Below are 9,352 nucleotides of genomic sequence, written 5' to 3'. Positions count from 1 at the left end.
GGGCAGGGGGCGGGCGTGGCGGAGGGCGTTGCTGACGAGTTCGCTGAGGACGAGGGCCGCGTCGTCCACGCACTCCTCGCTGATCCGCATGGCGCGGAGGTCGCGGCAGAGCCGCTGCCTGGCACCGGCCACGGTGGCGGGGGTGTGGGGGAGCGTGACGCTCCGCTCGACCTTGTGCGGGCTGTCCCCCGCGTCGAGTGGGGTGTGGTCTCCTGACACGTCGAAATCCCTGCGCGTTGGTGCTTTCTCGGGCCGTCCGGAACCCGCCCGATGTGTGCCAGCGAATTCCACCAGGGGTGGAAATGCCCCGTTCACCTCGGAAGGAAACCCACCGCGGGGTGAATCACGGCGTACGACTCGCACGTCGGCGCGGGGATCGCTGACGGGACAGGGGTTCAGGGGTTGGTGAGGTTTTTGTTGTTTCCTGGGACTCAGGTTGCCTTTGGAGCGGTTCGCCGCGTGGAGAGGGCTCCGGATCCTCCCCGGAGTGCAGCGGCACGGTGAACCGCATGCGCGTGCCGCGCTCCAGGCGCTGCGCGGTGACGTCGCCGCCCTGGTCCCTGGCCAGCTGGCGCACGATGTAGAGGCCGAGCCCGAGTCCGCCGAAGCGGGACTCCTCACCGCGCACCCCGGACTGCACGAAGCGGTCGAAGATCCGCTCCTCGTCGCCCTGACGCAGCCCCACACCCTCGTCGTCGACCATGACCGCGACGGCGTCGCCCTCCTCCCGCGCGCTCACGCGCACGGCCCCGCCCCGGGGCGAGAACTTGAGGGCGTTGTCCAGCAGCTGGTCCATGATCATGCCCGTGGCCAGCGGGTCGCCCGCCGTGTGCGGCAGGTCGGGCAGGTCGTCCAGGGTGACGTCGTGCCGATCGGACAGAGGGCGGAAGGCGCTGACCGCCTGCCGCAGCACCTCGGGCAGGTCGAACCGGTCGCGGCCGACCCGCATCTCGCCGCGGGCGACGTCCGAGCCCAGCTGGAGCCGGTCCACCAGCGCGGCCAGGGCCGAGGAGCGCTCCGCGATGGTGCCGACGGCCTGGTACTGCGAGTCCGGGCTGAGCCGGGACCACTTGCGCAGGAGCGTGGTGGCGTAGCCGTGGATGACGGTGATGGGGGTGCGCAGCTCGTGCCCGCTCGTGGCCAGGAACTCCTCCCGCTCGTCCTCCATGGCCTTCTGCGCGGTGATGTCGCGAAAGTCCACCACCCACTCGTGGGTGCGCGGGATCTGCGCCATCAGGATCTCCAGCCAGCGGCCGTCGCGGAGCTTGTGCTTGACGGGCTGGCCGTGGCAGGCGGGCAGCGGGAAGGGCGGGTGGCGCCCCTCCATCACCTCGGCCGTGTAACCGGTGAGCTCCACCGCCGACCGGTTCCACTTGCGCACCCGGCCGCCGAAGTCGAGCACGGCGATCCCGTCGGCGCTGGAGTCGGCCACGGCCTGCTCGTGGACGCGCTGGCGGTTGAGCTCCTCGTAGGCCAGCGCGTTGCCGATCGCCACCCCGGCGTGCGCGGCGAGCAGTTCGAGCAGCTCCAGCTCCACGTGCCCGACCTTGCGCTGGCTGTAGAGCGCGTACAGGGCGCCGTAGGGGCGGCCGTGCACGTTGGACACGCCCAGCGCGATGGTGTGCAGCCCGGGCAGGTCGGCCCAGACCAGGTCCTGGAGGCCGCGGGTGTCCTCGTTGGCCAGCAGCACGGACTTGCCGCTGCGCAGCAGCTCGCCGAACAGGCTGTCGTCCAGCGCCGAGCTGAACCCCTGGAGGTCCTCCGACAGCTCCGAGATGCTGACCAGCTCCACGCGGTCCTCGTTGAGCAGGACGAAGCCGCCCGCGTCCGCCCCGGTGAGCTCGGTGATGCCGCGGGAGATGCGGTCGAGCACGGTCTTGAGGCTGAGGTCGGCGTTGATGTCGACGACCACGTCGGTGAGCCGCCGCACGAGACGGGCCCGCTCCATCGCCGAGGAGCGGGCCTGCACGTCGCTGTCGGAGGGGTAGAGGTTGAGCACCCACCCGGCCACGCCGCCGTCGGCGTCGGGCACCCGGTTGGTGTTGATCCGCACGTCGACGACCCCGCCGTCCCTGCGCACCCGGCGGGTGTGGATGGACAGCGGGGTTCCGGCGCGCACGTGTTCGAGCACCGCGCCGTGCTCGGCCCTCAGCTCGGCGGGGACGATCGGCAGCTCGCCCCCGAGCACCTCCTCCGCACGCCAACCGAACAACCGCTCGGCGGCCGGGTTCCAGAGGGTGACTCGGAGTTCGCTGTCGACGCAGACCACCGCGTCCGCTGAGGCGGCCAGCACGGCTTCGGCGCTGAGGGGCGCGCGCTCGGAACTCACGACGTCATAGTGCCACCCAGAAGCGGCCCGGGGGCAGGGCTTTGCGCAATCGGAGCCAAATCGGCTCCGGCGCGCTAGATCACCCGGGGCTCCACGCCGCCCTCCGCGGCCATGTCGCGTCCGGCGTGCTGCCAGGCCTGCATGCCGCCGGAGACGTTGACCGCGTCCCACCCTGCCTGGTTCATCGCCGCGACGGCCTGCGCCGAGCGGCCGCCCACGCGGCAGACGACGTAGACCCGCTGGTCGCGCGGGATCTCACCCGCGCGCTGGTTGAGCTGGCCGAGCGGGATGTGCGTCGCGTCGGGCGCGTGGCCCGCGTTCCACTCGTCGTCCTCGCGGACGTCGAGGAGGTAGGCGCCCTCGGGCACCTCGGTGGCGTTGGCCTCCGGAACACCGCTGCCGAACATGTGACCCCCTGTATCCGTGTACTCCGAAAAACGTGAGAAGCGGGGAACCCGTCGGGAACCCCCCGCGTCCGAACTGTATGGCTCAGCACACCTTCGCGACGGCCCTGCCGGTCCGCCTCGCCGCCCTCGCAGCCCTCGGCCTGCTCCTCACGGCCTGTGGCAACGAGCCCGCCGGGGTGAACGCACCCGAGTCCGCACCCGACGACACCAGCCCCTCCGCCTCTCCCTCCGACGCGGCCTCCCCGTCCCCGGGGGAGTCCGGCGGCGGGGAGGCCGAGACCAGCCTCACCATCGAACGCACCCTCAGCGGGGACGAGGGCCTGGAGCCCGCGGAGGGCTACGAGGAGGGGGTGTGGACCCTCACCTGCTCCCCCGCGGGCGGCGACCACCCCGACCCCGAGGCGGCCTGCGCCGAGATCGAGGAGGTCGGCGCCGGCCCCTTCAGCAGCGGCGACACCTCCGACATGATGTGCACGATGCAGGTGGGCGGCCCCGAGGTCGTCCACGTGACCGGGCACGTCGGCGGGACCGAGGTCGACACCGAGTTCAACAAGCGCAACGGCTGCGAGATCGAGCGCTTCGAGACCCTGTCCACGGTGCTCAACCCCTGACGGGGGCGGTACCCGACGGCAGAGCGGGGAGCCGGGCCGCGCCGCCCGGCTCCCCGTCGCGCGTGCGGCGTTTGTCCACAGGCAGCGGAGGGGGGACGCCTCCGAAGAGCCGACCGGGAGACCATGGACACGGGGGCGTGCGGGGCGCCCGCCGGAGGAACCTGGCCCCCCGAACCAAGGTTAGGCGCCCGCCAACAAGCGGCACCAGAACGTTCTGCGTGCTGTGGACAACCGCGGGCCCTCCGTCGCGTGCGCGCGCGGTTCAGGCGGTGCGCGCGGTGTGGGGCGTGTCCCAGAAGGCGACCTCGTGGCGCATGCCCTCCAGGAAGAGGCGCTCGGCGCGCGCGGGCTCCGGGGCGGCCTCCTCCAGCATCCGCCCGTAGTGCTCGGTGAGGGCGGTGAACTCCGGGTCGGCGTAGGTGTCGACCCACCGGCGGTAGCGCGGCTCCTCCGGGCGGCTCGCGGCGAGCGCCAGCCCGAGCTGGTTGTAGCCCCACATGCACGGGTACACCGCGGCGAGCCCGTCGCGGTAGTCGGCGGCGGCGTCGAGCAGCCAAGCGGTGTAGGCCGCGCACGCCGGACCCTTGTCCCGGGTGGTCAGGTCGGCGCCGAACTCCCCGGACAGGGAGCGGTGCAGTTCCAGTTCCTCGTTGAGGGTGCTGTGCGCGATGCCCACCAGGTCGGCGAGGTGCCCGTCGGGGGCCTGCCAGGCCAGCCGGGAGAAGGCCCGCGCGTAGTCGAGCAGGTAGAGGTGGTCCTGCTCCAGCCAGTACCGGAAGGCGCGATCGTCCAGGTCGCCCCGGGCGATCCCGGCGACGGTCGGGTGCGCCAGCTGCTCGGCGACCAGCGGCCGCCCGATCTCATGGAGTCGTTCGAGAATTCCCACGCCCGAAGTGTCCCATCCGCCCCTTCGGGGTCTCCGGGCGGCCCGGAAGACCCGAACGGCGGGCCCCGGTCGCTTTTCCGAAAGTTTCGAGCCTTTTCGGGTTCCCCTGGACGCGCCTGACGAAACCCCTTCTCCGCAGCTCGCGGACGCTCTTTTCGGCGCCGCAGGCCACCGCCTCCTTGTGACCTATATCTCCCACAGGGGTTGACCTGCCTATCGCGACTACGTACATTCTCCGTCAGTAAGTTTCGATATTAGTTTCGAAAGTTTCGGAGCTCCATGGCGCGCGAGCCACCATCCGGACACACCACGTTCCCGCATCCCCACTGAGCACAGAAAGGCCCACCCACATGACCGGACCCTCGGAACACGTCGCGGACCGGGAGGCCGCCGACGACGGTTGGCGCGACCCCTCCCTCCCCGACGCGACGCGCGTCGAGCGACTGCTGGGATCGATGACCCTGGAGGAGAAGGTCGCCCAGCTTCACGGTGTGTGGGTGAGCGCGGACGCCTCCGGCGAGGCCGTCGCACCGCACCAGCACGACCTCACCCAGGAACCCCCCGCCTGGGAGAAGGTCATCGAGCACGGTCTCGGCCAGCTCACCCGGCCCTTCGGCACCGCCCCGGTCGACCCCGCCGCCGGCCGGGCGTCGCTGGCCCGCAGCCAGCGGGAGATCATGGCCGCCAACCGGTTCGGCGTCCCGGCCCTGGCCCACGAGGAGTGCCTGGCCGGGTTCGCCGCCTGGACCGCGACGATCTACCCGGTCCCCCTGGCCTGGGGCGCCAGCTTCGACCCCGACCTGGTCGAGCGGATGGCCGCGCAGATCGGCGCGAGCATGCGCCGGGTCGGCGTCCACCAGGGCCTGGCCCCCGTGCTGGACGTGTCCCGCGACCCGCGCTGGGGCCGCACCGAGGAGACCATCGGCGAGGACCCCCACCTCGTGGCGACCGTGGGCACCGCCTACGTGCGCGGCCTCCAGTCCGCCGGGATCGTGGCCACCCTCAAGCACTTCACGGGCTACTCGGCCTCCCGCGGCGGCCGCAACCTCGCGCCGGTCTCGATCGGTCCGCGCGAGTTCGCCGACGTCCTGCTGCCCCCCTTCGAGATGGCCGTGCGCGACGGAGGCGCCGGGTCGGTCATGTCCGCCTACAACGACAACGACGGAGTGCCCGCCGCCGCGGACACGCGCCTGCTCACCGGCCTGCTGCGGGACCAGTGGGGCTTCGAGGGCACCGTGGTGGCCGACTACTTCGGCGTCGCCTTCCTCCAGACCCTGCACCGCGTCGCCGACTCCGCCGAGCGGGCCGGCGCCCTGGCCCTGACCGCGGGCGTGGACGTCGAACTGCCCACCGTGCACTGCTACGGCGACCGGCTCACCGCCCTGGTCCGCTCGGGCGAGGTGCCCGAGGAGCTGGTCGACCGGGCCGCCCGGCGCGTGCTGACGCAGAAGTGCCAGCTGGGCCTGCTCGACGCCGGCTGGTCACCTGAGCCCGAGGACCCCGCCGTCCCCGTGGACCTGGACCCCGCCGAACACCGCGCGCTGGCCCGCGAGCTCGCCGAGCGCTCGGTGGTCCTGCTCTCCAACACCGACGACGCGCTCCCCCTGGCCGACACCGGGGACCTGGCCCTGGTCGGCCCGCTCGCCGACACCGCCGACGCCGTGCTCGGCTGCTACTCCTTCCCCGCCCACGTGGGCAGGCGCCACCCCGGCACCGCCGTCGGCGTGGAGATACCCACCCTGCTGGAGTCCCTGGGCGCCGAACTGCCCGGCGTCCGCGTCGAGCACCGCGCCGGGTGCTCCGTGGACGGCGACTCCACCGAAGGCTTCGCCGAGGCCGTGTCGGCGGCCGCACGCGCCCGGGTGTGCGTGGCCGTGGTGGGCGACCGCTCCGACCTGTTCGGCCGGGGTACCTCCGGCGAGGGCTGCGACGTCGAGGACCTGCGCCTGCCCGGGGTCCAGCAGGAGCTCCTGGAGGCCCTGGCCGACACCGGCACCCCCGTGGTCGCGGTGGTGGTGTCCGGACGGCCCTACGCGCTGGGCCCGGTCGCCGACCGGCTGGCCGCCGTCGTCCAGGCCTTCCTGCCCGGCGAGGAGGGCATGCCCGCCGTGGCGGGGGTGCTCTCGGGCCGGGTCAACCCCAGCGGGCGCCTGCCGGTGTCCGTGCCGCGTTCCTCCGGCGGCCAGCCCGTCACCTACCTCGGCCCCGACCTGGCCCACCGCAGCGAGGTCAGCTCGGTGGACCCGACCCCGCGCCACCCCTTCGGCCACGGCCTGTCCTACACCCGGTTCGTCTGGGAGGACCCGCGCGTGGACGCGGGCGCCGTCCGCCCGGAGGAGGCCACCCGGGTGGGCACCGACGGCGAGGTCACCGTCGGCTGCACCGTCCGCAACGTCGGCGGCTCCGCCGGGACCGAGGTCGTCCAGCTCTACCTGCACGACCCCGTCGCCCAGGTGGCCAGGCCCCGCAGACAGCTGGTCGGCTACGCGCGGGTGCACCTGGAGTCCGGGGAGGCGCGGGCGGTGGACTTCTCCGTCCACGCCGACCTGGCCTCCTACACCGGTCCGGACGGGCGGCGCGTCGTCGAGCCCGGCCGCCTGGAGCTGCTGCTGTCCGCGTCCAGCGAGGACGTCCGGCACACCGTGCCGGTCCTGCTCACCGGGCCCACGCGCGTCGTGGACCACACCCGGCGCCTGGCCTGCGGGGTCCAGCTCGACCCCGTCGACCAGTCCGGCGGGGCCGACCGGGAGGAGGTCGCCGCAGGCGGCTGAGCAGCGGGAGCCGCGGCCCCGCCCGCGGCCTCCGCCCGCGCCCGTTGAGCAAGCGCTTACCACCACGGCCGCGGCCCCTCCCGGCCGAGCACTCCTCCACCCCCGTACCCCCTGACAGAGGAGACGACCACACATGAGCACCCCCTCCCCGACCGCAGGTCCGCCCGCGGGCCCGGTCCGCGTCGCTCTCGTGGGAACCGGGAACATCGCCCGCTTCCACGCGGAGGCGCTGTTGTCCCTTCCGGACCGGGCCGAGGTCGTCGCCGCCGTCGACGTCGACACCCGCGCCCTGGACGCGTTCCGCTCCCGCTTCGCGGTCCCGGCCGGGTACACCGACCTGGCCGCGATGCTGGACCGGGAGCGTCCGGAACTGGTGCACGTGTGCACACCGCCCGGCCTGCACCTGTCCCAGGCGGAGGCCTGCCTGGGCGCGGGCGCCTCCGTGCTGGTGGAGAAGCCGCCGGCGCTGAGCCTGGCCGAGGCGGAGGCGATGGCGGCGGCCGAGGGGGGCGGTCGCGGTCCGTGGATGGCCACGGTGTTCCAGCACCGCTTCGGCTCGGGCGCCCGCCGGGTGCGGGCGCTGTCGGAGGCCGGTGTGCTGGGGCGGCCCCTGGTGGCGTCCTGCCACACGACGTGGTTCCGACCCCAGGAGTACTTCGACGTGCCCTGGCGCGGCAGGTGGGAGACCGAGGGCGGCGGCCCGACCATGGGGCACGGCATCCACCAGATGGACCTGCTGCTCTTCCTGCTGGGCCCGTGGACGGAGGTGTCGGCGGTCGCCCGCCGCCAGGCGCGCGACGTCGAGACCGAGGACGTCTCCCTGGCCCGGGTGGACTTCGCCAACGGGGCGGTGGCCAGCGTGGTCAACAGCCTGGTCTCCCCGCGGGAGGAGAGCCGGATCCGGATCGACTTCGAACGGGCGACCGTCGAGCTGGTCCACCTGTACGGCTACGGCGACGGGAACTGGCGCGTCACCCCGGCCCCGGGGTTCGAGCAGGAGGTCACGGCCGCCTGGGAGGCGGGGGAGCACGGGACCGACAGCGGGCACCGCGCACAGATCGCCCGGGTGCTGGAGGCGCTGCGCGAGGGCACCGCCCCGCCCGTGTCCTCCGCCGAGTCGCTGCGGACGATGCGCCTGGTCGCCGGGGTCTACGCCTCCGCCTTCGAGGGGCGGCCCGTCGCCCCCGCCGACCTCGGGCCGGAGTCGCCGTTCCACGCGCGCATGGACGGCGGGGCGGTCCGGTGGTGAGGCCGCGCCCGCAGGTGCGCGGCCCCGGGGGCCGCCCGGACGGTCACCGCCCGCCGCCCGAGCCGAGGGGGACGCCGTGCGCCGCTACGTGATCCGCCGCCTGCTGTACATGGTCCCGACCCTGTTCGCGATCTCGCTGGTCGCGTTCCTGGTCATCCAGCTGCCCCCGGGCGACTTCCTCACCGCCTACATCGCCGAGCTGTCCGCGCAGGGGCAGGGCGTGGACGGCGCCCAGATCCGCGCCCTGGAGGAGAGGTACGGACTCGACGACCCCTTCCTCGTCCAGTACTGGAACTGGATCTCGGGGATCGTCCTGCGGGGCGACTTCGGCCAGTCCTTCCAGTACCACCGCGAGGTGGCCGACCTGATGTGGGACCGGATCGGCCTCACCCTGGCACTGGCCCTGGTCACCCTGCTGCTGAGCTGGGCGATCGCCTTCCCGATCGGGGTGTACTCGGCGGTCCGCCAGTACTCGCTGGGCGACTACGCGGTGACGTTCGTCGGGTTCGTCGGCCTGGCCACGCCGAACTTCATGCTCGCGCTGATCTTCGCCTGGGTGTCCTTCCGCTACTTCGGACAGAGCGTGGGCGGCATCGTCTCGCGCGAGTACGCCGACGCCGCCTGGAACCTGGGCAAGGTCCTGGACGTGGTGTCCAACCTGTGGATACCGGTGCTCATCATCGGCACCGCGGGCACGGCCGCGCTCGTGCGCGTGCTGCGCGCCAACCTCCTGGACGAGCTGCGCAAGCCCTACGTCACCACGGCCCGGGCCAGGGGCCTGCCCGAGTGGCGGGTCGTCCTCAAGTACCCCGTGCGCATGGCGCTCAGCCCCTTCATCAGCACCATCGGCTGGATCCTGCCCACGCTCGTGGGCGGAGAGGTGATGGTCTCCATCGTGCTGAGCCTGGAGACGACCGGCCCGCTGCTGGTGGAGGCCCTGCGCAACCAGGACATGTACCTGGCCGGGAGCTTCATCCTCGTCCTCGGCGTGCTGACGGTCGTCGGCACCCTGCTGTCCGACCTGCTGCTGGCCTGGTGGGACCCGCGCATCCGCCACCACCACGTCGAGAGGGTGTGACCCATGGCAGCCCTGCCCGAC

At 73.1% G+C, this 9,352-nt stretch carries 7 protein-coding genes and 1 pseudogene; 4 read left to right on the top strand and 4 right to left on the bottom strand.

Features of this window, described 5'->3' with window-relative positions:
- From DQW06_RS18690 to DQW06_RS18680, 3 genes and pseudogenes are all read right to left on the bottom strand, one after another.
- Positions 1 to 219 (bottom strand): annotated as a pseudogene (locus DQW06_RS18690) (ATP-binding protein); the annotation flags it as partial.
- 124 nt (positions 220 to 343) lie between these two features.
- Positions 344 to 2,329 (bottom strand): PAS domain S-box protein, encoded by a 1,986-nt coding sequence (locus DQW06_RS18685; protein WP_071620955.1) that lies wholly within the window; start codon positions 2,327 to 2,329, stop codon positions 344 to 346.
- Positions 2,330 to 2,403: 74 nt separating this feature from the next.
- On the bottom strand, positions 2,404 to 2,736 hold the full coding sequence (locus DQW06_RS18680) for a rhodanese-like domain-containing protein (RefSeq protein ID WP_013156251.1): 333 nt from the start codon (positions 2,734 to 2,736) through the stop codon (positions 2,404 to 2,406).
- Between the two features lie 77 nt (positions 2,737 to 2,813).
- On the opposite strand from DQW06_RS18680, the gene DQW06_RS18675 reads away from it, so the two are divergent.
- Positions 2,814 to 3,347: an SSI family serine proteinase inhibitor gene (locus DQW06_RS18675; protein WP_013156250.1), complete on the top strand. Its 534-nt coding sequence runs from the start codon at positions 2,814 to 2,816 to the stop codon at positions 3,345 to 3,347.
- Between the two features lie 262 nt (positions 3,348 to 3,609).
- Here DQW06_RS18675 and DQW06_RS18670 read toward each other — a convergent pair whose 3' ends face one another.
- Positions 3,610 to 4,233, bottom strand: a complete 624-nt coding sequence (locus DQW06_RS18670; RefSeq protein ID WP_013156249.1) for a TenA family protein — start codon at positions 4,231 to 4,233, stop codon at positions 3,610 to 3,612.
- 350 nt (positions 4,234 to 4,583) lie between these two features.
- Here DQW06_RS18670 and DQW06_RS18665 point away from each other — a divergent pair, with 350 nt between their 5' ends.
- From DQW06_RS18665 to DQW06_RS18655, 3 genes are all read left to right on the top strand, one after another.
- Positions 4,584 to 7,004, top strand: a complete 2,421-nt coding sequence (locus tag DQW06_RS18665; RefSeq protein WP_117199006.1) for a beta-glucosidase — start codon at positions 4,584 to 4,586, stop codon at positions 7,002 to 7,004.
- Positions 7,005 to 7,137: 133 nt separating this feature from the next.
- Positions 7,138 to 8,253: a Gfo/Idh/MocA family protein gene (locus tag DQW06_RS18660; protein WP_117199005.1), complete on the top strand. Its 1,116-nt coding sequence runs from the start codon at positions 7,138 to 7,140 to the stop codon at positions 8,251 to 8,253.
- Between the two features lie 76 nt (positions 8,254 to 8,329).
- Positions 8,330 to 9,331, top strand: a complete 1,002-nt coding sequence (locus DQW06_RS18655) for an ABC transporter permease (protein WP_117199004.1) — start codon at positions 8,330 to 8,332, stop codon at positions 9,329 to 9,331.
- Positions 9,332 to 9,352 lie beyond the last annotated feature (21 nt).

Source organism: Nocardiopsis sp. TNDT3 (assembly GCF_003427465.1).
Classification (GTDB): domain Bacteria; phylum Actinomycetota; class Actinomycetes; order Streptosporangiales; family Streptosporangiaceae; genus Nocardiopsis; species Nocardiopsis dassonvillei.
This window is presented reverse-complemented; position numbering and strand designations above follow the sequence as displayed.

What these genes read in the sequence shown, in the direction of transcription:
- DQW06_RS18660 (WP_117199005.1), top strand. Translation starts at nt 7,138, where the DNA reads ATGAGCACCCCCTCCCCGACCGCAGGTCCGCCCGCGGGCCCGGTCCGC.
- DQW06_RS18680 (WP_013156251.1), bottom strand. Translation starts at nt 2,736, where the DNA reads ATGTTCGGCAGCGGTGTTCCGGAGGCCAACGCCACCGAGGTGCCCGAG.
- DQW06_RS18675 (WP_013156250.1), top strand. Translation starts at nt 2,814, where the DNA reads ATGGCTCAGCACACCTTCGCGACGGCCCTGCCGGTCCGCCTCGCCGCC.
- DQW06_RS18665 (WP_117199006.1), top strand. Translation starts at nt 4,584, where the DNA reads ATGACCGGACCCTCGGAACACGTCGCGGACCGGGAGGCCGCCGACGAC.